General features: G+C 71.9%; 26 protein-coding genes. 15 read left to right on the plus strand and 11 right to left on the minus strand.

The window, feature by feature from the left end:
• Nucleotides 1-15: 15 nt before the first annotated feature.
• The 3 genes from ACFPM7_RS11910 to ACFPM7_RS11920 are packed head-to-tail and all read right to left on the minus strand — an operon-like array spanning nt 16 to nt 1701.
• On the minus strand, nt 16-774 hold the full coding sequence (locus ACFPM7_RS11910) for a hypothetical protein (protein WP_378247008.1): 759 nt from the start codon (nt 772-774) through the stop codon (nt 16-18).
• 31 nt (nt 775-805) lie between these two features.
• Nucleotides 806-1444: a hypothetical protein gene (locus ACFPM7_RS11915; protein WP_378247010.1), complete on the minus strand. Its 639-nt coding sequence runs from the start codon at nt 1442-1444 to the stop codon at nt 806-808.
• Nucleotides 1438-1701, minus strand: a complete 264-nt coding sequence (locus ACFPM7_RS11920) for a hypothetical protein (protein ID WP_378247011.1) — start codon at nt 1699-1701, stop codon at nt 1438-1440. The genes ACFPM7_RS11915 and ACFPM7_RS11920 overlap by 7 nt, the downstream gene beginning before the upstream one ends.
• Nucleotides 1702-1784: 83 nt before the next feature.
• Here ACFPM7_RS11920 and ACFPM7_RS11925 point away from each other — a divergent pair, with 83 nt between their 5' ends.
• From ACFPM7_RS11925 to ACFPM7_RS11945, 5 genes are all read left to right on the plus strand, one after another.
• Nucleotides 1785-3281: a carotenoid oxygenase family protein gene (locus ACFPM7_RS11925; protein WP_378247013.1), complete on the plus strand. Its 1497-nt coding sequence runs from the start codon at nt 1785-1787 to the stop codon at nt 3279-3281.
• Nucleotides 3278-4258, plus strand: a complete 981-nt coding sequence (locus tag ACFPM7_RS11930) for a winged helix-turn-helix transcriptional regulator (protein ID WP_378247015.1) — start codon at nt 3278-3280, stop codon at nt 4256-4258. The genes ACFPM7_RS11925 and ACFPM7_RS11930 overlap by 4 nt, the downstream gene beginning before the upstream one ends.
• 4 nt (nt 4259-4262) lie before the next feature.
• Nucleotides 4263-4730, plus strand: a complete 468-nt coding sequence (locus ACFPM7_RS11935; protein WP_378247017.1) for a hypothetical protein — start codon at nt 4263-4265, stop codon at nt 4728-4730.
• A gap of 267 nt (nt 4731-4997) precedes the next feature.
• On the plus strand, nt 4998-5540 hold the full coding sequence (locus tag ACFPM7_RS11940; RefSeq protein WP_378247019.1) for a hypothetical protein: 543 nt from the start codon (nt 4998-5000) through the stop codon (nt 5538-5540).
• A 385-nt stretch (nt 5541-5925) separates the two neighbouring features.
• Entirely contained in the window at nt 5926-6768 is an 843-nt protein-coding gene (locus tag ACFPM7_RS11945; RefSeq protein WP_378247021.1) for a M23 family metallopeptidase, read from the plus strand.
• A 55-nt stretch (nt 6769-6823) separates the two neighbouring features.
• Here the strand turns inward: ACFPM7_RS11945 and ACFPM7_RS11950 are convergent, their stop codons facing one another.
• The 4 genes from ACFPM7_RS11950 to ACFPM7_RS11965 form a co-directional block, all read right to left on the minus strand.
• Complete coding sequence (locus ACFPM7_RS11950; protein WP_378247023.1) at nt 6824-8509, minus strand: fumarate hydratase; 1686 nt, start codon at nt 8507-8509, stop codon at nt 6824-6826.
• Between the two features lie 353 nt (nt 8510-8862).
• On the minus strand, nt 8863-9831 hold the full coding sequence (locus tag ACFPM7_RS11955) for a sigma-70 family RNA polymerase sigma factor (protein WP_378247025.1): 969 nt from the start codon (nt 9829-9831) through the stop codon (nt 8863-8865).
• A gap of 180 nt (nt 9832-10011) precedes the next feature.
• Nucleotides 10012-10437: a D-aminoacyl-tRNA deacylase gene (dtd, locus tag ACFPM7_RS11960; RefSeq protein ID WP_378247027.1), complete on the minus strand. Its 426-nt coding sequence runs from the start codon at nt 10435-10437 to the stop codon at nt 10012-10014.
• 10 nt (nt 10438-10447) lie between these two features.
• The gene (locus ACFPM7_RS11965) at nt 10448-11185 is read right to left on the minus strand and encodes a class I SAM-dependent methyltransferase (RefSeq protein WP_378247029.1); all 738 of its coding nucleotides are present in this window, start codon (nt 11183-11185) and stop codon (nt 10448-10450) included.
• A gap of 80 nt (nt 11186-11265) precedes the next feature.
• On the opposite strand from ACFPM7_RS11965, the gene ACFPM7_RS11970 reads away from it, so the two are divergent.
• Nucleotides 11266-11601, plus strand: a complete 336-nt coding sequence (locus ACFPM7_RS11970) for a DUF3099 domain-containing protein (RefSeq protein WP_378247031.1) — start codon at nt 11266-11268, stop codon at nt 11599-11601.
• Here the strand turns inward: ACFPM7_RS11970 and ACFPM7_RS11975 are convergent.
• Nucleotides 11588-12475, minus strand: a complete 888-nt coding sequence (locus tag ACFPM7_RS11975; RefSeq protein ID WP_378247033.1) for a carbohydrate kinase family protein — start codon at nt 12473-12475, stop codon at nt 11588-11590. The genes ACFPM7_RS11970 and ACFPM7_RS11975 overlap by 14 nt on opposite strands.
• A gap of 107 nt (nt 12476-12582) precedes the next feature.
• On the opposite strand from ACFPM7_RS11975, the gene ACFPM7_RS11980 reads away from it, so the two are divergent.
• The 3 genes from ACFPM7_RS11980 to ACFPM7_RS11990 are packed head-to-tail and all read left to right on the plus strand — an operon-like array spanning nt 12583 to nt 15114.
• Entirely contained in the window at nt 12583-13374 is a 792-nt protein-coding gene (locus ACFPM7_RS11980) for an ABC transporter permease (protein WP_378247035.1), read from the plus strand.
• Nucleotides 13367-14170 (plus strand): ABC transporter permease, encoded by an 804-nt coding sequence (locus ACFPM7_RS11985; protein ID WP_378247037.1) that lies wholly within the window; start codon nt 13367-13369, stop codon nt 14168-14170. The genes ACFPM7_RS11980 and ACFPM7_RS11985 overlap by 8 nt, the downstream gene beginning before the upstream one ends.
• Nucleotides 14167-15114, plus strand: a complete 948-nt coding sequence (locus ACFPM7_RS11990; protein WP_378247039.1) for an ABC transporter ATP-binding protein — start codon at nt 14167-14169, stop codon at nt 15112-15114. The genes ACFPM7_RS11985 and ACFPM7_RS11990 overlap by 4 nt, the downstream gene beginning before the upstream one ends.
• 70 nt (nt 15115-15184) lie before the next feature.
• Here the strand turns inward: ACFPM7_RS11990 and ACFPM7_RS11995 are convergent, their stop codons facing one another.
• A complete protein-coding gene (locus tag ACFPM7_RS11995; RefSeq protein WP_378247255.1) occupies nt 15185-16096 on the minus strand; it encodes a pseudouridine-5'-phosphate glycosidase in 912 nt (303 codons plus the stop codon).
• 48 nt (nt 16097-16144) lie between these two features.
• On the opposite strand from ACFPM7_RS11995, the gene ACFPM7_RS12000 reads away from it, so the two are divergent.
• A complete protein-coding gene (locus ACFPM7_RS12000; protein WP_378247041.1) occupies nt 16145-16387 on the plus strand; it encodes a DUF3039 domain-containing protein in 243 nt (80 codons plus the stop codon).
• On the opposite strand, the gene ACFPM7_RS12005 is transcribed toward ACFPM7_RS12000, so the two are convergent.
• Nucleotides 16384-17520 carry a YihY/virulence factor BrkB family protein gene (locus ACFPM7_RS12005; protein WP_378247043.1) on the minus strand — a complete coding sequence of 379 codons (1137 nt, stop codon included), beginning with the start codon at nt 17518-17520 and terminating at the stop codon, nt 16384-16386. The two genes, ACFPM7_RS12000 and ACFPM7_RS12005, sit on opposite strands and share 4 nt — an antisense overlap.
• A 144-nt stretch (nt 17521-17664) precedes the next feature.
• Here ACFPM7_RS12005 and ACFPM7_RS12010 point away from each other — a divergent pair, with 144 nt between their 5' ends.
• From ACFPM7_RS12010 to ACFPM7_RS12030, 5 genes are all read left to right on the plus strand, one after another.
• Nucleotides 17665-19398 carry a DEAD/DEAH box helicase gene (locus tag ACFPM7_RS12010; protein ID WP_378247045.1) on the plus strand — a complete coding sequence of 578 codons (1734 nt, stop codon included), beginning with the start codon at nt 17665-17667 and terminating at the stop codon, nt 19396-19398.
• Between the two features lie 674 nt (nt 19399-20072).
• Complete coding sequence (locus ACFPM7_RS12015) at nt 20073-21203, plus strand: sugar ABC transporter substrate-binding protein (protein ID WP_378247047.1); 1131 nt, start codon at nt 20073-20075, stop codon at nt 21201-21203.
• A 73-nt stretch (nt 21204-21276) separates the two neighbouring features.
• Entirely contained in the window at nt 21277-22050 is a 774-nt protein-coding gene (locus ACFPM7_RS12020; RefSeq protein WP_378247049.1) for an ATP-binding cassette domain-containing protein, read from the plus strand.
• 16 nt (nt 22051-22066) lie between these two features.
• Nucleotides 22067-23485 carry a sugar ABC transporter permease gene (locus ACFPM7_RS12025; RefSeq protein WP_378247051.1) on the plus strand — a complete coding sequence of 473 codons (1419 nt, stop codon included), beginning with the start codon at nt 22067-22069 and terminating at the stop codon, nt 23483-23485.
• Nucleotides 23486-23500: 15 nt separating this feature from the next.
• The gene (locus ACFPM7_RS12030) at nt 23501-24676 is read left to right on the plus strand and encodes an ROK family transcriptional regulator (RefSeq protein ID WP_378247053.1); all 1176 of its coding nucleotides are present in this window, start codon (nt 23501-23503) and stop codon (nt 24674-24676) included.
• 108 nt (nt 24677-24784) lie between these two features.
• Here ACFPM7_RS12030 and ACFPM7_RS12035 read toward each other — a convergent pair whose 3' ends face one another.
• Complete coding sequence (locus tag ACFPM7_RS12035; protein ID WP_378247055.1) at nt 24785-24964, minus strand: DUF7455 domain-containing protein; 180 nt, start codon at nt 24962-24964, stop codon at nt 24785-24787.
• Nucleotides 24965-24998 lie beyond the last annotated feature (34 nt).

Genomic DNA, 24998 nt, shown 5'->3' on the forward strand with positions numbered 1-24998 from the left:
GCAGCCGGGCGCGGGTCAGGCCACCCGCCAGCGCGCGCCGCCGCGGCGCAGCGCCGAGTACTCCGCCGCCGCGAGGGCCAGCGTCGTGGCCAGGCCGCCGAGGGTGAGCACCAGCCACGTCCCGCGCTCCAGGCCCTTGGTGTCGGCCTCGATGAGCTGGTAGCCGGTCGTCAGCACCACCAGGGCGGCGGCGGTCACCGGGGCCAGCAGCGGGTGGAACACCCCCGACCACAGGCTGGTCCGCAGCGCCCACACCGCGACGGTGATGACGTAGGCGGCGACCCACAGCGCGTAGGCGATCGCCAGGAGGGTGCCCGCGAGGCCGCTCAGCCCGACGACCAGCTTCACCCCGGCCGACTGCCCCTGTGCCCACGTGGTCAGCTCGTCGAGCCTGTGCTGGTTCTGCACGCCCAGGATGATCGGCGCCATCAGCGCGAACGTGGTGACGGCCATCAGCAGGACCCGCTTCACCACCTCCCACCAGCGCAGTCGCACGTCCCGTCCCCGGTTGGCCAGCCGCACGAGGAGCATCAGCACCGGCACCAGGCCCAGCGCGACCACGATGTTGGTGACCGACTTGCCCCACCACTCGTCCTGCACCACCTCCAACGGCGGGCGCGTGCCCCAGCTGACGGCGACGATCGTGGCGATGCCGATGACCGACCGCGCGAAGCCCAGCGCGCCGAGGCGGTCCTCCGGCCAGAACCACCGACGGCTGCGCGCGTGGTCCGGATTCGCCCAGCGCGCCGCCACCCCCGCGGGCCACAGCCTCATTCCCCCACACACCCCATGGACCCTGATGATGTCAGCCGGAACGGTCCAGCGTCAGCCCGATCCCCAGCCCCGCGGGCGCGCTCACCCCCGCGACGTCGACCCCGGCGGGCCGCAGCCCGGCCCGGCGCAGCGCCTCGGCCATCGCCTCCTGGCCCGCCGTCAGCGCGGTGACCAGGTCGTGCGCGGCGACCGCGGTGGCGGTGATCCGCGCCCGCGGGGCGATCCCCAGGCGGCGCGCGGCGCGCTCGTCGCCGATGAGCAGCAGCGCGGCGGCGTCGGCGGGCGGGGGAGAGGTCCCCGCGGTGTGCCGGTGCTCGACGCGGCCGGGCCACGCGCGCGTCGACAGGGCCAGCTCGTCCTGGCCGTCGGCGCCCGCGTCGGTGTAGGCGGGCGGGAGCGCGGCGAGCGTTCCGGCCGTCGTGGCGGGGCGCACCAGCTCGGCGCGCCCGAAGCCGTCGATGGTGGCGCTGAGGTCGGCGGCCACGCCCGGCTCGACCGCCCCGACCCGCCGCACCACGCCGACGTCGGCGCGCAGCGGACCGCTGTCGGCGGCAACCCTGGACACGCTCTGCACCCCACCCGCCACCAGCAGCGGGGCGTCCCCGGCGCGGACGCGGGCCGCCGCGATCGCGACCGCGTCCATGCCCGAGGCGCAGGAGCGGCTCACCACCAGGCCGGGGACCCCGTCGCCCAGCCCGCCAGCAGCGTCGCCGCGCGGGCCGGGTTCGACCCCTGTTCGCCGTGCGGGTGCGCGCAGCCGAGGACCACGTCCTGGGCGAGGCCGTCGGCCAGCTCCGGCGTGCGCGCCGCCAGGGCCCGCAGCAGGCCGGTGACCAGCTCCAACGGGCTCAGGTGGTGCAGCCCGCCGCGCGGGGTGGCCCGGCCGCGGGCGGTGCGGACGTAGTCCAGGACGTACGCCTGGTTCACAAGTCCTCCTTCATGCGCCCTGGCCTGCTCACTTCGACAGTTGTAGTCTCGAAGTTCCGGCGCGGGCAAGTGAGGAGTCCTGAGTGGACGTTGAGGTCCTTGGCAGGGTGCTGAGCACCCTGCCCGACGATGACGACCACCCCTACCGCAGCGGACCATGGCGTCCGCAGGCGGTGGAGCGCTCGGCGGTCGGCCTGGAGGTCGTCGGCGAGCTGCCCGCCGACCTCGACGGCGTCTACCTGCGCAACACCGAGAACCCGGTTCACCCGGCCATCACCAACTATCACCCGTTCGATGGTGACGCACTGGTCCATCTGGTGGGCTTCCGCGACGGTGAGGCGTTCTACCGCAACCGGTTCGTCCGCACCGACGGCTTCCGCGCCGAGCAGGAGGCGGGCCGCTCCTTATGGGCGGGCCTGGCCGAGAAGCCGGAGTCGGCGCTGCGCCCGGACGGCTGGGGCGCCAGGGGCCGGATGAAGGACGCCTCCAGCACCGACATCGTCGTGCACGCCGGGGTGGCCCTGACCAGCTTCTACCAGTGCGGCGAGCTGTACCGCCTCGACCCGATGACCCTGGACGACCTCGGCAAGTCCACTTGGCACGGTGACTTCCCGGCCATGGGCGTCTCGGCTCACCCGAAAGTGGTCGAGGGCACCGGCGAGATGCTGTTCTTCAACTACGGCACCGAGGCCCCCTACCTCAACTACGGCGTCATCGACGCCGATAACCGACTTGTGCACCAGACCCCCGTCGAGCTGCCCGGACCGCGCCTGCCGCACGACATGGCCTACACCGAGAACTACGCCATCCTCAACGACTGCCCGCTGTTCTGGGACCCCGAGGCGCTGCGGCACGGCAAGTACGCCGCCCGCTACCACCGCGACATGCCCATGCGCCTGGGCGTCATCCCGCGCAAGGGCACCGAGGTGCGGTGGTTCGAGGCCGACACCACCTACGTCCTGCACTGGACCAACGCCTACGAGGACGGCGACGAGATCGTCCTCGACGGCTTCTTCCAGGGCAGCCCCGACGGGCGCGGCGCGCCGTTCGGGGGCGACCAGCGCTACGCGCGCATGTTCCGCATGCTCTCCTTCGACGCCATGCAGACCCGGCTGCACCGCTGGCGGCTCAACCTCGCGACCGGGCAGGTCAAGGAGGAGCGGCTCAGCGAGTCGGTCACCGAGTTCGGTATGATCAACCCGGGGTTCGCCGCCAAGCCGTACCGCTACGTGTACGCCTCGACCGGTGCGCCCGGCTGGTTCCTCTTCGACGGCCTGGTCCGCCACGACCTGCGCACCGGCGCCGAAGACGGATACCGCTACGGGCCAGGGGTGTTCGGCAGCGAGGCCGCGTTCGCACCCCGGGCGGGTGCACGCGACGAGGACGACGGGTACCTGATCACGATGACCACGGACATGGCCGAGGACCGCTCGGAGTGCCTGGTGTTCGACGCCGCCCGCGTCGGCGACGGCCCGGTCGCCAGGGTCGCGCTGCCCGAGCGCGTCAGCAGCGGCACGCACAGCACCTGGGCGGCCGGGGAGTCCCTGCCCGGCTGGCGCGCGGGGGCAGAGCTGCCGTGATCCACCCGCCGGACAGCCCGACCACCCTCGGCGAGGGCGGCGACAACGCCATCGCCTGGTCCATCGGCATCACCGCCGACGAGTGGACGCTGCTGATCCTGCGCTACGCCCTCAGTGACGGCGTCACCCGCTTCCAGCAATGGCAGGACCTGCTGCCGATCTCCAGCGCGGTGCTGTCCGACCGGCTCAAGCGCATCTGCGAGGTCGGCATCCTCGAACAGGCCGCCTACACCGACAAGCCGCTGCGCCAGGAGTACCGCCTCACCCCGCGCGGCATCTCGCTGTGGCCGATGATGGCCGCCATCTGCGGCTGGGAGAGCACCTGGGCGCACGGCCAGGCCGAGCCGGTGCCGGTGCTGGTGCACCGCCGCTGCGGCCGCCGCTTCGACCCGCTGATGGCCTGCGCCTGCTGCGGGGAGATGGTCGAGCCCCGCGAGGTGACCGGCCGCTTCGGCCCCAGCGGCTCCTGGCCGCGCTCGGCCCCGAACACCACCATGCGCCGCCGCTCCAGCGGCTCGTCGGCGCTGGGCCCCGGGTTCTTCCCGCAGACCAGGGTCCTGGTCGGCAACCGCTGGTCGGCGGCCATGATGGGCGCGGCCTACCTGGGCGCCCACCGCTTCTCGGAGTTCCAGCGCCGCCTCGGCGCCCCCGCCACCGTCATCGCCGACCGCCTGCGCCGCTTCCAGGCCATCGACGTCCTGCTCCCCACCGGCGAGGAACGCGGAGACCGCTCCTCGTATCACCTGACCGACAAGGGCAGGGCTTTCTTCCCGGTGGTCATGTCCGCCATCGAGTGGGGCCAGCGCTGGTTCCTGGCCCCCGAGGGCCCCGCCGTGATCTTCCAACACCGCGACTCCGACCACCCGTTCTCGGTGCTCCTGCGCTGCTCGGAGTGCTCGGGCGCGCTGGCGGGCCGCGACATCGCGGTACTGCCCGGCTCCGCCATGCAACCCCGCCACGGGGCCATTCCGTCCTGAGCACATGAACCGACGCATCGGCATCCTCGTCGGGACCGCCTTCCTCGCGGTTGCCACGGCCTGCGGCACCCCGCAGACCACGCCCGAGCAGGCACCGGTCCCCCCCGCCCAGTCCGCCCCCGCCGACGACCCGGCGAACCAGCCCGGACGAGTCCCCCCGGCAGGCTCCGACCCGCTCCCCGCCACCCAGATCGAGGCGCAAGCCCTCCCCGAGGGCTACCCGGTCGAAGCCTGGACCGCCGACGGCGGCAAGACGGTCGGCCTCAGCGCCCAGGAGGGCGGCTGCGGCAAGGCCAGCGCCGAAGTCACCTCCCAGGCCGCCGACCAGGTCGTCCTGACCATCGTGGAGACGACCCCGGAGAAGGCCGAGATGTGCACCATGGACATCCGGTTCGTGAAGGTCGCCGTCGAGCTGGACCAGCCGCTTGGGGACCGCGAGGTGGTCCTGAAGTCGGAGCAGCGCAAGTCCTGACCCCTCTCCCCACCGCCTCGTGCCCCGGCCTGTACTGCCCCTGCAGGCCGGGGCACCGCCTTGTCTTGGGGTAGGAGGGCCGACAGAGGCAGGAGAGAGGGAACGGAGAGACGGAGACGAACGGGACCGGGGCAGGGACCGAGCGGGACCTGAAGTAGGGACCGCCGCAGGATCAGGCAAGGCCCGAAACCGGTGCAGTCAATCCACTGAATAGGTTCATCAGTCCGTTCCTGCAACGCGACCGCCGTCCAGTACCGTCCTCCACTCATGAAGCGTTCCCTGATCCCCGCCGCGCTGCTGGTCCTGCTGGCCACCGCAGCCTGCGGCGCCCAGCAGGCGGGCGGCACCCCGGAGATCCCGGTCGGTGACGCCTCGTCCGCACCCCCGTCCCTCACCATGCCCCCCAAGCCCACGCTCGACCCTCCCACCGAGCCGGTCGACCCGCCCAAGCCCGTCATCACCACCGGTCCGTCGGGGGTCGTGGTTCCGCCGGGGTTGGAGGTCCTCCCGCCCGAGCGGGTCGACGCGAAGGCGTTGCCCGCCGATCAGTACCCCGAGCGGCGGGTCTGGGTGTCCCAGGATGACCGGTCCGTGCAGTTCTTCGCGATGGCGCCGGATCCGTGCACGATCATGGAAGCCACCGTCGAGTCCGCCGACGCGGCCAGGGTGACCCTGGCGATCGCGCCGATGGCGCAGCCGCAGGGCGGTCCGGAGGGGCAGGTCTGCGCGACCGTCGTGACCCCCATGCCGGTCTCGGTCGCGCTCCCGGACGCGCTGGGAGACCGTCAGGTTGTCCTCACCCTGGGCTAATCAGGATGTGATCGTCGTCACGTCACAGGCAACCTGAATCCGCCTGGAACGTCCGATATGGCCACTGAGTCGCCCCTGCGGGCTGGTGTCCGCGGGGGCGGTGTCACGCCTGGTCACGACCGATATCACCTGATCGGACGATCCCGTTCGACGGGACCTAGCACACGCTGCGTAGCCGGAGTCGGCGAATCACTCGCCGGCTAGCTGCGAAAATGGCGTAGGTCACATCAACGTTTGCCTAACCGGGGAACGCTCGGTTAGCGTCTCGGCGTTCGTCACGGTTCGGTAACGAGCGTGTGGACGGCGGGTTCCCCCGCCTGCCGCCCACCCGGGATCCCCCGCCCGGTGCTCGTCCGGACCTCCCCGAGACGGAAGGCACCAACCCATGCCCAGCGAGGGCCACAGTCCCAGCCCGGCGCCACGCGCCGGGGGCAGGCACCGCAAGAAATCCGCGTTCCCCACCGGCCACCTGGTGGCCACCGTCGCCGCGGCGGGCGTCGTCGTCGCCGTCGGCGCACCCCTCCTGAACGCCCTTGAGGTCGAGCAGGCGGGGTCCCCCATCCCCGACGTGCTCCCCATGTCGTTCAGCACGGACACGGCCCCGCAGGCCGTCAGCGCATTCCCCTCCCTGGTCCCCGCCGCCGCGCGGATGGCCGTCCCCGAACTGGACCGGGTCGAGCGCGCCGACGCCGTCCGCGAGCGCCAGCGCAAGGCCGCCGAGGCCGAGAGGGCCCGCGTCGCCGAGCAGAAGCGCAAGAAGGCCGAAGCCGAGGCGGCCCGCAAGGCCGAGGCCGAGGCCGCCAAGAAGGAGGCCGCGCGCAAGAAGGCGCTGTCCTCGCAGGGCTGGGTCAAGCCCGCCGTCGGCACCTTCACCTCCGGCTTCGGCGCCCGCTGGGGCACCACGCACTACGGCGTCGACATCGCCAACTCCATCGGCACCCCGATCCGCGCGGCCGCCTCCGGCACCGTGATCGAGTCCGGCCCGGCCAGCGGTTTCGGGCTGTGGGTGCGCGTGCAGCACAACGACGGCTCCATCACCGTCTACGGCCACATCAACGAGTCGCTGGTGTCCGAGGGCCAGAAGGTGGCCGCGGGCGAGCAGATCGCGACGATGGGCAACCGCGGCCAGTCGACCGGGCCGCACCTGCACTTCGAGGTGTGGGTCGACGGCGGCCGCAAGGTCAACCCGGTCTCCTGGATGGCAGAGCGCGGCGCTCCGCTGACCTGAGACGGCGAACGGCCCCCCACCCGGAGAACCGCGGATGGGGGCCGTTCGCGTCCAGTCAGCGCCGGAAGGAGATCTGCAGCGTCGGCTGCGTGGTGCCCGCGAAGAAGTCGTTGCCCTTGTCGTCCACCACGACGAAGGCCGGGAAGTCCTCGACCTCGATGCGCCAGACCGCCTCCATGCCCAGCTCCGCGTACTCCAGGACGTCGACCTTCTTGATGCAGTCCTGGGCCAGTCGCGCCGCCGGGCCGCCGATCGAGCCGAGGTAGAAGCCGCCGTGCGCCGCGCAGGAGTCGGTGACCTGCTTGGAGCGGTTGCCCTTGGCCAGCATGACCATGGAGCCGCCCGCCGCCTGGAACTGCTCGACGTAGGAGTCCATGCGGCCCGCGGTCGTCGGGCCGAAGGAGCCGGAGGCGTAGCCGTCGGGGGTCTTGGCCGGGCCCGCGTAGTAGACGGGGTGGTCGCGCAGGTACTGCGGCATCGGCTCGCCCGCGTCCAGCCGCTCCTTGATCTTGGCGTGGGCGATGTCGCGGGCGACGACCAGCGGGCCCGACAGCGACAGCCTGGTCTTCACCGGCAGCTTCGACAGCGTCTCGCGGATCTCGGCCATCGGCCGGGTCAGGTCGACCTTCACGACCTCGTCGGAGAGGTCCTCGCCCTGCACGTCGGGCAGGAAGCGGGCCGGGTCGCGCTCCAGCTGCTCCAGGAAGACCCCCTCGGGGGTGATCTTGGCCTTGGCCTGCCGGTCGGCCGAGCAGCTGACCGCGATGCCCACCGGGCAGGACGCGCCGTGCCGGGGCAGCCGGATGACGCGCACGTCGTGGCAGAAGTACTTGCCGCCGAACTGCGCGCCGATGCCGAACTCGCGGGTCATCGCCAGCACCTGCTGCTCCAGGTCGACGTCGCGGAAGGCGTGGCCGAGCGCGGAGCCCTCGGTGGGCAGGGTGTCGAGGTAGCGGGCCGAGGCCAGCTTGGCGACCTTGAGGTTCTGCTCGGCCGAGAGTCCGCCGACGACCACGGCCAGGTGATACGGCGGGCACGCCGCGGTGCCGAGGCCGCGCAGCTTCTCGTCCAGGAAGGAGGCCAGGCGCTTCGGGTTCAGCACGGCCTTGGTCTCCTGGTACAGGAAGGTCTTGTTGGCCGACCCGCCGCCCTTGGCCATGAAGAGGAACTCGTAGACCGGGTCGGTGCCCGGCTTGGTGTGGATGTCGATCTGGGCGGGCAGGTTCGTGCCGGTGTTCTTCTCGTCCCAGAAGGTGACCGGCGCCATCTGCGAGTAGCGCAGGTTCAGCTCCTGGTAGGCCTCGAACACGCCGCGGGAGAGCGCCTGCTCGTCGGTCCCGCCGGTCAGCACGCTCTCGGTGCGCTTGCCCATGATGATCGCGGTGCCGGTGTCCTGGCACATGGGCAGCACGCCGCCCGCGGAGATGCAGGCGTTGCGCAGCAGGTCCATGGCGACGAACCGGTCGTTGCCGGAGGCCTCGGGGTCATCGACGATCGCGCGCAGCTGAGTCAGGTGCGAGGTGCGCAGCAGGTGCTGGATGTCCTTGATCGCCTCTTTGGCGAGCGCGGTGACCGCCTCGGGCTCGATCTGCAGGAACCGCCGCCCCGCCGCCTCCACGACCCGCACGCCGTCCTGGCTGACCAGCCGGTACTCCGTCGTGGTGTCCGGCCCGAGCGGAAGGACGTCGGTGTAGTCGAAATCCGTGGCGGTGGTCTTGGCGGTGGTCCTGGTGGTGGTCACGGTGCAGCGGCTCCCTTGCGCGCGTCCGGGGAATGTCCCTGAACGTACCTCGTGGCCGGTGCGGCGAGGCCGGGGGAGCGGTGTGATCTGCGGATCGTCAGAGCCCGGAAAGCCGGAAGGCCGGGGCGGCCCCCGGCCGCCCCGACCTCCCGTCGCGACGAGGCGGACCCGAAGGCCCGACTCGCGAAGCTTCTCCAGCGTTGCGCTGCAGGTAGACAGTGCACGTGAGCCCAGTCACATGTCAACGCGTCTATATGAGTGACGGAACAGCCCCCGAAAGGGTTGCTCGCGACGACCGGATTTCTTGCAGGCAGCCGCGGGGGCCGGAACGGCTCCCGGCCCCCGTCGGCGGCTCAGCTCGCGTAGGCGCGCAGCTTCTCGGCGCGCTCGCCCTGGCGCAGCTTGGACATGACCTCGCGCTCGATCTGGCGGACCCGCTCGCGGGAGAGGCCGAAGCGCTTGCCGATCTGGTCCAGCGTCCGGGGCTGGCCGTCGTCAAGGCCGTAGCGCAGGCGGATGACCGACTGCTCGCGCTCGTCGAGGGTGCCCAGCACGCGGCGCATGTCCTCCTGCAGGAGGCCGGAGATGACCACGGTCTCGGCGTCGGTGGCCTCGCCGTCCTCGATGAAGTCGCCCAGCGGGGCGTCCTCCTCGGCGCCGACGGGCATGTCCAGGCTCACCGGGTCGCGGGCGTGGTCGAGCAGGTCGGAGACCTTCTCCGGGGCGATGCCCGCCTCGCCCGCCAGCTCCTCGGTGGTCGCCTCGCGGCCGAGGCGCTGGTGCAGGTCGCGCTTGATCCTGGCGAGCTTGTTGACCTGCTCGACCAGGTGGACGGGCAGGCGGATGGTGCGGCCCTGGTCGGCCATCCCCCGGGTGATCGCCTGGCGGATCCACCAGGTGGCGTACGTGGAGAACTTGAAGCCCTTGGTGTAGTCGAACTTCTCCACCGCGCGGATCAGGCCCAGGTTGCCCTCCTGGATCAGGTCGAGCAGCGGCATCCCGCGGCCGGTGTAGCGCTTGGCCAGCGAGACCACGAGCCGCAGGTTCGCCTCCAGCAGGTGGTTCTTGGCCTGGTGGCCGTCGCGGACCAGTGCGCGCAGCTCGCCCCTGCGGGCGGCGCCGGGGTCGGTGGTGTCGAGCATGTGCTGCGCGAAGACCCCCGCCTCGATGCGCTTGGCCAGCTCCACCTCCTCCTCGGCGCTGAGCAGCGCGGTGCGGCCGATCCCGTTCAAGTACACGCGGACCAAGTCGGCCGCAGGCCCCTGAGCGTCGAGGTCGGCCTCGAAGGCGGTTGCCGACTGGCGCTGGTGCGGGATCGTCATGGTGCTCCTCCCCCTGTCGCGGTGGTTCTGACACTCCCAACGTGCCGCGGTGGGTTTTCGTTCCCGCCGCTGATGTGATGACGCTCCCCGCGACCTGGGGGTTGTTGGCTTTCAGCTGAGGTTTCGCTGAGAATCCGCGACCGTCCACCCGGGACAGGAGAAACCGGGCACTCCGTCGCGTCACACCTCCACGAGAACCGTGAAGGGTCCGTCGTTCACGCTCTCGACCGCCATCGCGGCGCCGAAGCGCCCGGTCTCGACCACCGCGCCGCGCGCCCGCAGCGCGGCCACCACCGCCTCGACCAACGGCTCGGCCGACTCGGGCCGGGCGGCCTCGGTCCACGACGGCCTGCGCCCCTTGCGCGTGGACCCGTAGAGGGTGAACTGGCTCACCACGAGCAGCGGGGACCCCGTCGTGGCGCAGGACTGCTCGTCGCGCAGCACCCGCAGCTCGTGCAGCTTGCGCGCCATCACGTCCGCTTTGTCCGGGCCGTCGTCGACGTGGACGCCGAGTAGGACGAGCAGACCGGGCTCATCGATCCGGCCGACGACCTCGTCGGCGACGACAACAGAGGCCCGCGTGACCCGGGCGACGACCGCTCTCACGGTCGCATGCTCACACGCGGGCGACCAGGTGGAAGTAGCGGGCGGTCCGCGCGTACTCGGCGCGGGCGGACATGGCCAGCTCCAACTCGACCACCTTGGCGAAGGACTCGGGGTCGGCCAGCTCCTCGACGGGCAGGTAGCCGGCGACGCAGCACACCCCGTAGTAGCCGGCCACCGGTGTGCCCACGGCCGACAGGTCCGCGCGCACCTCCTCGACCGTGCACGTGGTGAGGGGGCCGTCCAGCTCGCGCAGCGCGCGCTCGGGGTCGTGGCGCTTCAGCGCGGCGTAGAGCGGTGTCGAGACCGGGTTGGGGGCCAGCACCGACAGCAGCCCGCCCTCGCGCACCGGCGCGGCCAGCGCGCGCAGCAGGGCGAGGCGGTCGTCGGCGAAGTGGACGAGGTTGTGGCAGAGCGCGATGTCGAAGTCGTGCTCGCCGAACAGCTCGGGGGCGTCCTCGGCGGTGGCCTGCACCACGTGCACCCGGTCGGCGACGCCGTGCTCCTCGGCGTGCGCCTTCGCCGAGAAGAGCATCGCGCCCGCCGGGTCGAGCACCGTGACCTCGTGCCCGGCGAGGGCCAGCCGCACCGCTTCGGTGCCCCCGCCGCCCGCGACGTCGAGGACCCGCTGCGGCCCGCCGGCGTGGCGGAGCAGGTTCGCCTCCGTCACCCGGTGGCGCAGCCGCACCCCTGGCGCGTCCGGGCGCGGCAGCGGCGCCCGCGGTCTCGTCTCGACCGAATCGAGCGTCATGACCTCGTTTCTACCGGGATCGGGGTGATTCCCCATGCATCTCCACCCGGATGGCGCATCTTCGGCTGTGGAGTGGGAACATGGTGTGCGGAGGTGGTGTCGTGAAGCATCCCGAACGGGACGACACCGCGGTGCTGATCACCGAGGCCGAACCCTCGTACGAAGACCAGTTCGCCGCGCGCAAGCGCAAGTACATGATCATGATGTCGCTGCGGCTGCCCTGCCTGCTGCTGGCCGGCATCTTCCACGAGACCTGGTGGCTCGCCCTCGGCTTCGTCGCGCTGTCCATCCCGCTGCCGTGGGTGGCGGTGCTCATCGCCAACGACCGCCCGCCGCGCAGGGCCGAGACGGTCAACCGCTACCAGCGCGACGTCGGTCAGATCGAGGCCGGTCCCCGGCAGGTCATCGAGGGCTGAGCGGCTGCGCGCCGACCCGGCTCACGGCCTCGGCGCCCGCCGCGACACCCGCCAGCAGCGCGGACTCCGGGTCCGCGCCGCTGAGCCACGCGCCGAGCACACCCGCGTCGAAGGCGTCGCCCGCACCCGTGGTGTCGACGCACTCCGCAGCCGCGGCGGGCACCCGCACCTCGCCGCCCGCGTCGATCCAGCGCGCGCCCTCCGCGCCCGCGGTCACGGCCACCGCGCGCACCGACCCGAGCAGGTCGGCCGGGTCGCCGATGGCGGCCAGCTCGTCGGCGTTCGGCAGCAGCAGGTCCACCCCGCGCACCCACTCGAGGAACGCCGCCGGGTCCTCGATGAGGGCCGCGGCCTGCGGGTCGACCGAGGTGGTCAGCCCCGCGGCGCGGGCGGCGGCCAGCGCGTGCAGGCCCGCCGGGCGGGAGGACGCGTCGAGTAGGACGTAGCCGGACAGGTGCAGGTGGGCCGCCCCGGGGAGCACGTCGGGGGACAGGTCGGCGGGGGAGAGGCGGGCGTTGGCCCCGCGCGCGGGGAGCATGCTGCGCTGGCCCTCGGGATCGACCAGGACCACCACGCAGCCCGTGGCCGCGGCCGGGTCCTCGGTGAACGCGCACCGCACGCCACGCGCGCCCAGCTCGGCGCGCACCTGAGCGGCGGCCGCGTCCGCGCCGACCCTGGCCACCAGCGTGACCTCGACGCCGAGGTGGGCCAGCCAGGCCGCGGTGTTCGCGCCCGCGCCGCCGGGGGTCAGCGCGATGGCCGCCCGGGTGTCCTGGCCGTGCCGCACCGGCCCGTCCGGCCGCGCGACGACGTCCAGCGCCGTGTCCCCGACCACCACGACCCTCGGCGCCGCCCCTGGTGGAAACCCGCCCATCAGCACTCCCGACAAACCCGCTGCGCCGCCCGGCGCGATGCGGTAGAAAGCTACCCGGCCCGGCGTCGCGGGCCGTCCCCCACCACCACGCCGAGGAGGCCATCGCCGTGCCGCGCGCGTCGTGGGCAATGGTCAGGGCCGGTTTCCGCCGATACGCCACCTACCGGCAGGCGACCATCGCCGGGACGGTCACCAACACCGTGTTCGGCTTCCTGCGCTGCTACATCCTGCTGTCCGTCGCCGCCGCCGCGGGCGGCACGCTGCGCGGCTACGACGCCGAGCAGCTGGTCACCTACGTCTGGGTCGGGCAGGGCATGCTCGCCGCCGTCAGCTTCTGGACGCCGCTGGACATCGCCGAGCGGGTGCGCACCGGCGACGTCGTGACCGACCTGTTCCGGCCAGTGAATCCGATGTGGACTTACCTGTGCACCGACCTCGGCCGGGTCGGTTTCGCCCTGCTCATCCGGTTCACCGCGCCGTTCGCGGCCGGGCTGGTGTTCTTCGAGATGTACCTGCCGCAGCGTCCGCACACCTACCTGCTCGCCGCTGTCTCGCTCGTGGCCGCCGCTTTCGTCGGCTTCGCCGGGCGCTACCTCGTGGGACTGAGTGCCTTCTGGCTGATGGACACCCGGGGCGCCATGGCCGCCTGGGGCGTGCTGGCCACCGTCGGCAGCGGCCTGTACTTCCCGCTCGCCGTGCTGCCCGAGTGGCTGCGGGTGGTGCTCTGGGTGGGCACGCCGTTCCCGTCGCTGCTGCAGGCCACCGCCGACATCGTCGTCGCGCGGGGGGACGCCGCGCTCATCCTGGGCGGGCAGATCGCCTGGGCGATCGGGCTGCTGGCGCTGTGCGGGCTGGTGCAGCGCCGCGCGACCGGGAGGCTGGTGGTCCAGGGTGGGTGACCGGCGCGTCTACTGGCAGATCGTGAAGGCGCAGGTGCGCAGCCAGACGCAGTACCGCACGTCGTTCACCGTCGACCTGGTCTTCAGCACCGTCATCGCCGGGCTGGACATCGCCACGGTCTTCATCCTGTTCTCCGTCACCGGGGGCCTTGGCGGGTTCGGCGGACAGGCGGTGCTGCTGATCGCGGGCCTGGCCTCGCTGGCCTTCGCGCTGGCCGACCTGACCTTCGGCAACGCCGAGCGGCTGCGGGAACTGGTGCGCAGCGGGGCTTTCGACGCGCTGCTGCTGCGTCCGCTGTCCGCGCTCGGGCAGCTCTTGGCGAGCAACGTCGCCCCGCGCAAGTTCGGCCGCATCGTGCAGGGCCTGGTCGTCTACGGCATCGGGCTGGCCGTCTCGGACATCCAGTGGAGCGCGGCGAAGGTCGGTCTGGCCGTCATCGCCCCGGTCGCGGCGTGCGTGCTGTTCGGGTGCCTGTTCGTCATCGGCGCCACGATCGCCTTCTGGTGGGTGGAGTCCGGCGAGGTCGCCAACTCCGTCACCTACGGCGGCCGCGACTACACCTCCTACCCGCTGACCATGTACGGGGAGAGCGCCTTCTCCCGGATCTTCTCCTTCGGCATCGGGCTCGCCTTCGTGGCCTACCTGCCCGCGCTGGCGCTGCTGGACGTGCCCGACCCGCTCGGCACGCCCGACTGGCTGCGCTGGTGCTCGCCGCTGACCGCCGCCGTCGCCGCCGTCCTCGCCGCCGCCGCGTGGCGCGTCGGCGTCCGCCACTACCGGAGCACGGGATCGTGATCATCGAAGCGTCAGGGCTGCGCAAGGACTTCACCGTCCGCCGCAAGGCGGGCAGGCTGCGCAGAGAGAAGCACGTCGTGTCCGCGGTGGACGGTGTCGACCTCGCCGTCGCGCGCGGGGAGCTGCTGGGCTACATCGGGCCCAACGGCGCGGGCAAGTCGACCACGCTGAAGATGCTCACCGGCGTGCTCACGCCCAGCGCGGGCGCGGTCAGCGTGTGCGGGCTGGAGCCGGTGCCGCGGCGCACCACGCTCGCCCGGCGCATCGGCGTGGTGTTCGGGCAGCGCTCGCAGCTGTGGTGGGACCTGCCGCTGGCCGAGTCGTTCAGCCTGCTGCGCCACATCTACCGGGTGCCCGCCGCCGACCACGCCGCCCGGCTCCGGCGCTGCACCGCGCTGCTGGGCCTGGACGAGTTCGCCGAGACCCCGGTCCGCCAGCTCTCCCTCGGCCAGCGCATGCGCGGCGAGCTGACCGCCGCGCTGCTGCACGGCCCGGAGGTCCTCTTCCTGGACGAGCCCACCATCGGCCTCGACGTGCTCAGCAAGCAGGCCGTCCGCGGATTCCTCGCCGAGGTGCACGAGGCGGGCGAGGCCACGATCGTGCTCACCACCCACGACCTCGCCGACATCGAGAAGCTCTGCAAACGGCTGGTCGTCATCGACCACGGCCGCGTCGTCCACGACGGCACTCTGGACGAACTGCACTCCCGCTACGGCTCCCGCCGCGAGATCGTCGCCGACCTCGACGCCGTGTGGCCGGGGGTGGAGCTGCCGGGCGCGCACGTCACCGCCGTGGAGAACGACGGCAGGCGCGTGCGGCTGGCCCTGACCGGCGCGGCGGCGGGCGAGGTCGTCGCCGCCCTCGCCCAGGCCGTGCCGCTGCGCGACCTGTCGGTCCAGGAACCGGAGATCGACGACGTCATCGCCCGCCTGTACCGCGGTTAGGTCGACCGTGCCAGTTCACGCGGACAAGGAAGGTCGTTCGCATCGCGCGAGCGGTACGGGTGATCCGGATCTAGCCCGCCAGCGCGATCGCCACCTCGGCGGCCACCCGCGTGTTGTCGGCCACCAGTTCGACGTTCGACTCCAGGCTCACGCCCTCGCTGGCGGTGTGGAAGTGCTCCAGCAGCACCGGGGTCACGTCCTTGCCGCGCACACCGCGCTCGCGCAGCAGGGCCATCCCGCCGGTGAGCAGGCGCTCGTGCAGCTCGGCGTCCATCTCGTGCTCGGCGGGCACCGGGTTGACCAGCAGCACGCCGCTGGAGGACAGCTCGGCGTGCGCGGCGATGACGGCGGCGGCCTCGGCGGGGGTGTCCACCCGCCACGGCACGGTGAAGGCGGACTCGCGCCGGTAGAAGGCGGGGAAGCGGTCGGTGCGGTATCCCAGGACCGGCACCGAGCGGGTCTCCAGCACTTCGACGGTGGCGGCGATGTTCAGCACCGACTTCACCCCCGAGCAGACGACGGTGACCGGGGTGGAGGCCAGCACGTCCAGGTCGGCCGAGACGTCCCAGGCCTGCTCGCCGGGCATGCCCAGGTGCACGCCGCCCAGGCCGCCGGTGGCGAAGACGCCGATGCCCGCCCGCTCGGCCAGCGCCGCGGTGCTGGCCACCGTCGTCGCGCCGTCGCGGCGCAGCGCCGCCGCCGCGCCGAGGTCGCGCAGCGACAGCTTGGCCAGCCCGCCCCCGCACACCCTGGCCAGCTGGTCGGCGTCGAGGCCGACCCTGGCGACGCCGTCCAGCACGGCGATGGTCGCCGGAACCGCGCCCGCGTCCCGCACGACGCGCTCCAACCGGACCCCGACCTCGTGGTTTCGGCCCGCGGGCAGGCCGTGGGCCAGCAGGGTGCTCTCCAGGGCGACCACAGGGCGGCCGTCGGCCACCGCGGCGGCGACCTCGGCGGACAGTTCGATGCTCACGACCGGCATCATCGGGCACCGGGCCGACTCCGGCAGCACGTGGGGCATCATGGTGGGGTGAGCGCACCGACCCAGACCCTCCCCGAGGTCGACACCCGTCCGGAGGGCACCGAGACCACCGGCGACGACACGCCGAAGATGTTCCACTACGTCCGCAAGGACAAGGTCGTGGAGAGCGCGGTCATGGGGACCATGGTCGTCGCCCTCTGCGGCGAGGTCTTCCCCGTGACCAAGTCGGCGAAGCCCGGCTCCCCGGTCTGCCCGGACTGCAAGAAGATCTACGAGCGGATGAAGGCCTAGGACCGTTCCTCGGCCCGCTTCGGCCTGCGCGGGTTCTCGGCCCTCGGTTCCCGCTGAGGGCTGTCCGGCTTGCTCTCCGGCAGCGGGGTCCCCTCCACGGGGACGCCCGCGCCGTTGACGGGCCCCTGCTCGGACGCGCCGCCCTCGGTCTCCCACGCGCGGACGGACTCCTCCGAGCGCCTGCGCTCATTCGCCCTGTCCATCTCCAGCCGCCGCCACTTGCGGCGCTGCCGCTTGGTCATCCTCGCGGGCCACATGTCCTGGATCGCGGCGTTGAAGTAGGCGCCGATGGTGATCGCCAGGCCGATGAAGAAGGCGAACAGCAGGAACGCGATCGGCGTGGCCAGCGCGCCGTAGGTGTAGCCGGTCGTGGTGATCCACGAGATGTAGAGGCGCAGGCCGATGCTGGAGAGCAGGAAGACGGCCATCGCCAGGGCGGCGCCGGGCAGCCCGCGGTGCCAGGGCAGCTTCCTGGGCAGGGCGACCTTGTAGAGGGTGGCCAGGGCCAGCACCAGGATGATCCCGATCGCCGGGTAGTAGGCGATGTCCAGCCAGGCCGAGATCGTCGGCCGCCAGGACGTGGGGAAGAAGTTCGGCAGGATGTCCGGTCCCAGCGCCAGCACCGGCAGCCCGACCAGCAGGATCGCCAGGCTCGCCATGTACAGCAGCAGGGCGAACACCCGCTGCCACACGTCGCCGCGCACCCCGTACTGGCCGTGCGCGACGCAGATGGCGTCGACGAACGACGACATGGCCGACGAGCCCGCCCACAGCGAGATGAGGAAGCCGACGGAGACGATCTCGCCGCGGCCGACGGTGAGGATGTCCGACACCGTCGGCTGGATGATCTGGGTCACGACGCTCTCGCTGAACGCCGTGCGCGAGATCTCGATGATGTCGGCCTCGACGGCCCTGGTGACGTCCTGGCCGAGCCAGTCGGCGACGAAGCCGAGCATGCCGAGCAGCCCGAGCAGCAGCGGGGGCAGTGACAGCACCTGCCAGAACGCGGCCTCGGCAGCCTCGGAGAACAGGTTGCCGTTCCACGCCTTGGACAGGGTGAGCCGCGCGAGGCCGGGGCGCTTCGCGGGCGTGCCTTGGGTGTCGTCCTGGGTGGTCATTTCGGTGACAAGCATGTCCCATCGGCGGCGGTTCGGCCCGACCGACGGGCAAAGTCCGCTCCGCGTGTCCGAACGGGCCCGGGTACTCTCGTGGTTGCCCTCGTCGGTCTCCGCTGAGGGCGTTGTCGTGTCCGGGGGTGTGAGAGGGGCGGTCGGGGAGTGACCCAGGCGGAAGCGGAACTGGACGTCGCGGCGGTGCCTGCCGCCCGTCCGCTGCGCGCCTGGCAGCGGCGCGCGCTGACCAAGTACCTGACCCGCAGGCCGAAGGACTTCCTCGCGGTGGCGACGCCGGGCGCGGGCAAGACCGTCTTCGGCCTGCGCATCGCCAGCGAGCTGCTGGCCGACCGCACAGTCGAGCGGATCGTGATCGTCGCCCCGACCGAGCACCTCAAGCACCAGTGGGCCCAGTCGGCGGCCATGGCGGGCATCCCCATCGACTCCCGCTTCACCAACTCCATGGGCGCCACCTCCCGCGACTTCCGCGGCGTCGCGGTCACCTACGCCCAGGTCGCCGCCCACCCCGCCCTGCACCGGGTGCGCACCGAGCAGTTCAAGACCCTGGTCATCCTGGACGAGATCCACCACGGCGGCGACGCCAAGAGCTGGGGCGACGCGATCCGCGAGGCCTTCACCCCGGCCGTGCGCCGCCTGGCCCTGACCGGCACCCCCTTCCGCTCGGACGACTCCCCGATCCCGTTCGTCGACTACGAGCCCGACGGCAGCGGCTTCCTGCGCAGCCGCGCCGACCACACCTACGGCTACTCCGACGCCCTGCGCGACAGCGTCGTCCGCCCGGTGATCTTCCTGGCCTACTCCGGCGAGGCGTCCTGGCGCACCAGCGCGGGCGAGGAGTTCACCGCCCGCCTGGGCGAACCCATGACCGCCGAGCAGACGGCCCGCGCCTGGCGCACCGCCCTTGACCCGACCGGCGAGTGGATCCCGTCGGTCCTGGGCGCCGCCGACCTGCGCCTCACCCAGGTCCGCCAGCACGTCCCGGACGCGGGCGGCCTGGTGATCGCCTCCGACCAGGAGTCCGCCCGCGCCTACGCCAAGATCCTGGAGTTGACCACCGGCGAACCCCCCACGGTCGTGCTGTCCGACGACCCCAAGGCCTCCGGCCGCATCGCGGAGTTCTCCGAGGGAACCTCCCGCTGGCTGGTCGCGGTCCGCATGGTCTCCGAAGGCGTGGACGTCCCCCGCCTGTCGGTCGGCGTCTACGCGACCTCGGCATCGACCCCGCTGTTCTTCGCCCAGGCCATCGGCCGCTACGTGCGAGTCCGGCAGCCGGGGGAGACGGCCAGCATCTTCCTCCCGTCGGTGCCCGTCCTGCTGGACCTGGCCAGCCAACTGGAAGCCGAGCGCGACCACGTCCTCGGCAAACCCCACCGCGAGAACGACGGCTGGGAAGACGGCCTGCTCGCCGACGCCAACCGCACCAAGGACGAACTCGGCGACGAGGAGAAGGCCTTCACGTCACTGGGCGCCTCAGCCGAGCTGGACCAGGTCATCTACGACGGCTCATCGTTCGGGACGGCGGCGTTCTCGGGATCGGATGAGGAGCAGGAGTACCTGGGCCTGCCGGGCCTGCTGGAACCCGACCAGGTCCGCGCTCTGCTGCGCAAACGCCAGGACTCCCAGGTGGCGGCCCGCTCGAAGTCCGCCGCGGAGGCGCCTCCCCCGGCGGCCCCGGTGGCTCGTCCGCAGAGCGTCGGCGAGCGCCTGGCGACGTTGCGGAAGGAACTGAACGCGCTGATCGGCATGGCCCACCACCGGACCGGCAAGTCCCACGGATCGCTGCACAACGAACTCCGCAGGGTCTGTGGCGGCCCGCCTACGGCGATGGCCACCGTGGAACAGCTGGAAGAGCGAATTGCCACTTTGCGCTCTTGGTAAAGGCGCTACAAGAATCCTCGCATTGTATTCCAGGTCCTCCAGCTACCGTCGACCCGCTAATGTGACACGCCCCCGCTCAACTGCCCATCGGACCAGCCGCTCACTCGCGGATCCGGGGCCCGGCGGGGTGTTCCTGTGCTGGTTGGGGGCCGGGGTTGGGGGGTGTGTCCGATGGGGTGGAGTGATTTCTGCAGCGCCCCCTTCTCTCCCCGCGGAAATCACTCCACCCCATCGGACATTTGGCAGGGGCGCGTTGTGATGGGTGGGTGGTGGTGTTGAGTTGTTTTGGGTTCTGGTTGCGAGTGGGGTGAGGTTGGGCAAGGAGGGGAAGGTTGTGGCGGAGGCTGGGGCGTGGCGGAGGTGGGGGAGCTTGTAGCGGCAGGTCGTGGCGGAGGTGGAGGGGGCTTGCGGTGGAGGGTTGGGGTTGGAGGCGCAGGGCGGCTGATGGAAGCCGGTAGGGCAACTCCTTTCGGCAACGCAGTCGCTACGCAGAGTCAGCACATTGCGCCAAAGTTCCGGGACCGTTGCCAAAACGTGTCCGCCCAACCGGGTCTGAATCGAATCAGTACCGTTTGCCGAACCGGGTCGCCCGGCATATGTTGTGCCGCACAACATTTCACCCGACGGCGCCTGGGCCCGGCAGCGGCGGGTACCCATCGTGAAAGGGACTTCCGATGCGCAGCAAGACTCTTGCGCTGGTGGCGGCGGGGCTTGGGCTTTCGTTGGCCATGACGGCGTGTGGGGCCAACCAGTCCAGCAACCCGCCCGCGGGGGGTGGGCAGAGCGAGACGCAGGCACCGGCCGGTGACGGGATCAAGGTCGGGGTGATCCTGCCCGAGACCGCGTCCTCGGCGCGCTGGGAGGGCTTTGACAAGCCCATGATCGAAGAGGCGATGAAGGCCCAGGGCCTCGACGCCGACGTGCAGAACGCGCAGGGTGACGTGCAGAAGTTCACGACCCTCGCCGACAGCATGATCAGCCAGGGCGTCAAGGTGCTCGTCATCGCCTCGATCAACAGCGAGGTCGGCTCCTCCGTGGCCGCGAAGGCCAAGGCGCGGGGCATTCCCACCATCGACTACGACCGCCTCAACCTCGGTGGCTCCTCCGACTACTACGTGTCCTTCGACAACGTGAAGGTCGGCGAGCTGCAGGGGCAGGGCCTGGTCGACGCCCTCGGTGACAAGAAGGGCGCGCAGGTCATCATGATCGAGGGCGCCCCCACCGACAACAACGCCACCCTCTTCGCCAACGGGCAGAAGAACATTCTCAAGCCCAAGTTCGAGTCCGGCGACCTCAAGCTGGTCCGCGAGCAGGCGATCGACAACTGGGACAACCAGAAGGGCGGCACGACCTTCGAGCAGATCCTGACCGCCAACGGCGGGAAGGTCGACGGCGTCGTCGCCGCGAACGACGGTCTGGCGGGCGCGGTCATCAACGTGCTGCGCAAGAGCGGGCTCAACGGCAAGGTCCCGGTCACCGGTCAGGACGCCACCCCGGACGGCCTGATGGCCATCCTGCGCGGCGACCAGTACATGACCGTGTTCAAGCCGATCAAGCAGGAGGCCGAGGCCACCGCCAAGCTGGCCGCCGCGCTGGCCAAGGGCGACACCGCGGGCGCCGACGCGCTCGCCGGCCAGAGCAGCGACGACCCCAAGGGCAACCGCAAGGTCAAGTCGGTCCTGCTGGAGCCGGTGCTGGTCACCAAGGAGAACGTGAAGGACGTCGTGGACCAGGGCTACGTCCCGGCCGCCGACATCTGCGGCGGCGAGCTCGCCTCCGTCTGCTCCGAGCTCGGCATCAGCTAGTCCGCACCAGCAACCGCCCCCCGGCGCAGCGCCCCGACGCGCGCCGGGGGGCGGCCCCTGAGGAGAACCGGCCATGAGCGACCCGATCCTTGAGATCACCGGGCTCAACAAGAGCTTCGGCCCCGTCCACGTGCTGCACGACGTGGACTTCACCGTCCGGGCTGGCGAGGTCACCGCGCTCGTCGGTGACAACGGCGCGGGCAAGTCCACCCTGGTCAAGTGCGTGGCGGGCATCCACCCGATGGACAGCGGCCACGTGCGCTTCGCCGGCGACGAGGTGACCATCCACGGCCCGCGCGACGCCGCCCAGCTGGGCATCGAGGTCGTCTACCAGGACCTCGCGCTGGCCGACAACCTCGACATCGTGCAGAACATGTTCCTCGGCCGCGAGCGCGGCGGGGCCTGGCTGCTCGACGAGGCCGACATGGAGCGCGCCGCGCGGGAGACCCTGGCGTCGCTGTCGGTGCGCACCGTCAAGTCCGTGCGCACCCCCGTCTCGTCGCTGTCGGGCGGTCAGCGCCAGACCGTGGCCATCGCCAAGGCCGTGCTCTGGGACAGCAAGGTCGTCCTGCTGGACGAGCCCACCGCCGCGCTCGGCGTCGCGCAGACCCGGCAGGTGCTCGACCTGGTGCGCAGGCTCGCCGAGCAGGGCCTCGGCGTTGTCCTCATCAGCCACAACATGGCTGACGTCTTCGAGGTCGCCGACCGCATCGCCACCCTCTACCTCGGCCGCATGGTCGCCGAGGTCCCGACCAGGGACGTCACCCACTCCCAGGTCGTCGAGCTGATCACCGCGGGCCGCTCGGGGGACCTGGGCCTGGCCCGCCCCGAATCCGCGACCGTCTGAGCCGGAGCCATCCCACATGTCTGAAACCCCCGTGGCCGCCAAGGAAGGCGCCATCTCCGACTTCGGCATCGACACCACGAAGCAGTCCACCGGCGAAGCCGTGCGCGACTACTTCGCCCGGCTGCGCGGCGGCGAGCTCGGCTCGCTGCCCGCCGTGCTGGGCCTCGCCGTGCTCGTGGTCGCCTTCGCGGTGATGTCGGACTACTTCCTCACCCTCGACAACGTCGCCAACCTGCTCGCCCAGGGCGCGGGCAAGATGATCATCGCCATGGGGCTGGTGTTCGTCCTGCTCCTCGGCGAGATCGACCTGTCGGCAGGCACCGCCTCCGGCGTGTGCGCGGCGGTGATGGCGATGCACTACGTGCGCTCGGGCAACCTGCTCGGCGGCATGGGCGACGCCGTCTTCTACGTCTTCGTCGGCGGCATGATCGCCGCCATCGCGCTCGCCGTGCTCATGCGCATCTGGGCGGGCGCGGGATTCGCCGCGATCGCCGCGGCCATCGCGCTCGTCGGCGCGCCGCCGAACCCGTGGATCGAGATGCTGCTGGCGCTCTCGGTCGGCGCGGCGATCGGCGTGATCACCGGCTTCCTGGTCTCCAAGATCGGCATGCCGTCGTTCGTGGTGACGCTGGCGCTGTTCATCACCTGGCAGGGCGTCATCCTGCAGTTCATCGGCGAGGGCGGCGTGTTCGGCATCGGCACCCAGCCGACGCTGTTCGCCGTGGCCAACGGCAACCTCCCGGTGTGGGGCAGCTGGGTGCTGTTCCTCGTCGCCGTCGGCGGGTACGCCGCCGTCGTGCTGGGCGAGCACTTCCTGCGCTCCAGCCGCGGCCTGGTCACCCCGCCCACCCCGGTGGTCGCGGCCAAGGTCGCCGCCGTCGCGGTGATCGGCGCCCTCGCCACCTGGGCGCTGTGCCTGAACCGCTCGCCCAACGACCTCGTGGTCATCGAGGGCGTGCCCTACGTCGTGCCGATCGTGCTCGCGCTGCTGGTCATCGGCACCTACGTGCTCAACCGCACCCGCTACGGCCGCCACATCTACGCCGTCGGCGGCAACGCCGAGGCCGCGCGCCGCGCGGGCATCAATGTGAGCAAGATCCGGGCCAGCGTCTTCGTTGTCGCCTCCTCCGCCGCCGCCCTCGGTGCGATCGTGTACTCGTCCAAGGTCGGCTCGGTCGACCCGCAGGCGGGCGGGCTCAACACCCTGCTGTTCGCCGTCGGCGCGGCCGTCATCGGCGGCACGTCACTCTTCGGCGGGCGCGGCAAGGTCGTGCACGCGGTCATCGGCGGGCTCGTGCTGGCCACGGTGGAGAACGGTCTGGGCCTGCTGTCGCAGCCCGCGGCCGTCGTCAACATCGTGACCGGGCTCGTACTGTTGCTCGCGGCGACCGTGGACGCGCTGTCCCGCAGGCGGGCGGCGGTCGCGAGCAGGTAGCAGGAGGATCAGGACGTGACCAGCACACCGACGGCGGGCGCGCGACCCGACGAGGTGCGCAGGCACAACCGCACCGCCCTGCTGCGCAGGCTCCACATCGAGGGCCCCACCACGCGCGCCGAACTGGCCACCGAGCTGGGGCTCAACCGCAGCACCATCAAGGCCCTGGTCGACGGCCTCGCCGAGACCGGGATCGTCGAGGAGCGGGTGCCCCGCGCGCGGTCCGGCGCGGGGCGGCCCTCCCTGCTGGTGCTGCCGCAGCCGCTGGCCGCGGTGGTGCTCGCCGTCGACATCAAGGTCGAGCACGTCGCCATGGCCCTGGTCGGCCTCGGCGGGGAGATGCTCGGCCGCAACAGCTGGAACCTGCGCGGCCGGGCCCGCGAGCCCGACGAGGTCATCACCCACGTGATCGAGTCGGCCAGGGTGCTGGCCGACGAGCTGCACGCGCGGATGATCGCGGTGGGCGTCTCGGTGCCCGGAGTGGTGCGCCGCTCCGACGGCTTCGTGCACGAGGCGCCGAACCTCGGCTGGACCGAGGTGGCCCTCGGCGACCGGCTCGGCGCGGCCCTGGGCATGCCGATCCGCATCGGCAACGACGCCGAGATCGCCGCCCTCGCCGAGCACCTGCGCGGTGTGGCCCGCGGGGCCAAGGACGCGGTCTACGTCTCGGCCGACATCGGCGTGGGCGCGGGTGTCATCTCCGACGGCTCGACCCTGCGCGGCACGCTGGGCTACATCGGCGAGCTGGGGCACATGGTGGTCAACCCGTCGGGGCGCCGCTGCCACTGCGGCGCGCGGGGCTGCTGGGAGACCGAGGTCGGCGAGCTGGCCCTGTGCCGCGCGCTGGAGCTGCCCGAGGGCTCGCCGCGCGGGGCCGTCGTCGCCGAGCTGCGCGCCCTGGCCGCCGAGCCCGCGGAGGCCGACCGCAAGCTGGCCGAGTTCGGCGAGTGGCTGGTGCTGGGGCTGGGCAACATCGTCAACGCGTTCAGCCCCGAGCTGGTGGTGCTGGGCGATCTGTTCACTTCGCTGCCGGTGCGGCTGGTGACCCGGGTCGGCGACGAGGTCGGCAGGCGCAGCCTGGTCAGCAGGGCCATCGGCGGCACCCGCATCCTGTCCTCGACGATGGGCGCGGACTCCAAGCTCGTCGGGGCGGCGGAGCTGGCTTTCGAGCCGGTGCTGGACACGGTCTGATCAGCGCCGTGACCGGCCGGCTGTCAGGCGGTCGGGGGACCCTGGAAGGCGGATGGGCGGCACCCGTGTCCGGATGCCGCCCATCGGTGGACGAAGGAAAGAGGCTTCTCAGCCCTCGATCTGCGCTGCCATCTCGCGCAGGCGCTCGGAGTGCGCGCGGGCGTGGTGGTTGCAGAACAGGAGCTCGCCCCCGGAGGGGAGAACGGCGCGGACCTTGGCGGCCGCACCGCACCTGTCGCAACGGTCGACAGCGGTCAGCTCGGGGCGGGTGAGCGTCGTGGTCGTCATGGGAAATCTCCCTCCGTCCCGGCACCGGGTGGCT

The sequence above is a fragment of the Actinokineospora guangxiensis genome (assembly GCF_042657845.1).
Taxonomy (GTDB): Bacteria; Actinomycetota; Actinomycetes; order Mycobacteriales; family Pseudonocardiaceae; genus Actinokineospora; species Actinokineospora guangxiensis.

Excerpts from the sequence above, each read along its gene's own strand:
- ACFPM7_RS11910 (WP_378247008.1), bottom strand. The coding sequence starts at position 774 with ATGAGGCTGTGGCCCGCGGGGGTGGCGGCGCGCTGGGCGAATCCGGAC.
- ACFPM7_RS11935 (WP_378247017.1), top strand. The coding sequence starts at position 4,263 with ATGAACCGACGCATCGGCATCCTCGTCGGGACCGCCTTCCTCGCGGTT.
- ACFPM7_RS11940 (WP_378247019.1), top strand. The coding sequence starts at position 4,998 with ATGAAGCGTTCCCTGATCCCCGCCGCGCTGCTGGTCCTGCTGGCCACC.
- ACFPM7_RS11945 (WP_378247021.1), top strand. The coding sequence starts at position 5,926 with ATGCCCAGCGAGGGCCACAGTCCCAGCCCGGCGCCACGCGCCGGGGGC.
- ACFPM7_RS11955 (WP_378247025.1), bottom strand. The coding sequence starts at position 9,831 with ATGACGATCCCGCACCAGCGCCAGTCGGCAACCGCCTTCGAGGCCGAC.
- ACFPM7_RS11965 (WP_378247029.1), bottom strand. The coding sequence starts at position 11,185 with ATGACGCTCGATTCGGTCGAGACGAGACCGCGGGCGCCGCTGCCGCGC.
- ACFPM7_RS11970 (WP_378247031.1), top strand. The coding sequence starts at position 11,266 with ATGGTGTGCGGAGGTGGTGTCGTGAAGCATCCCGAACGGGACGACACC.
- ACFPM7_RS11975 (WP_378247033.1), bottom strand. The coding sequence starts at position 12,475 with ATGGGCGGGTTTCCACCAGGGGCGGCGCCGAGGGTCGTGGTGGTCGGG.
- ACFPM7_RS11995 (WP_378247255.1), bottom strand. The coding sequence starts at position 16,096 with ATGCCGGTCGTGAGCATCGAACTGTCCGCCGAGGTCGCCGCCGCGGTG.
- ACFPM7_RS12005 (WP_378247043.1), bottom strand. The coding sequence starts at position 17,520 with ATGCTTGTCACCGAAATGACCACCCAGGACGACACCCAAGGCACGCCC.
- ACFPM7_RS12015 (WP_378247047.1), top strand. The coding sequence starts at position 20,073 with ATGCGCAGCAAGACTCTTGCGCTGGTGGCGGCGGGGCTTGGGCTTTCG.
- ACFPM7_RS12020 (WP_378247049.1), top strand. The coding sequence starts at position 21,277 with ATGAGCGACCCGATCCTTGAGATCACCGGGCTCAACAAGAGCTTCGGC.
- ACFPM7_RS12025 (WP_378247051.1), top strand. The coding sequence starts at position 22,067 with ATGTCTGAAACCCCCGTGGCCGCCAAGGAAGGCGCCATCTCCGACTTC.
- ACFPM7_RS12035 (WP_378247055.1), bottom strand. The coding sequence starts at position 24,964 with ATGACGACCACGACGCTCACCCGCCCCGAGCTGACCGCTGTCGACCGT.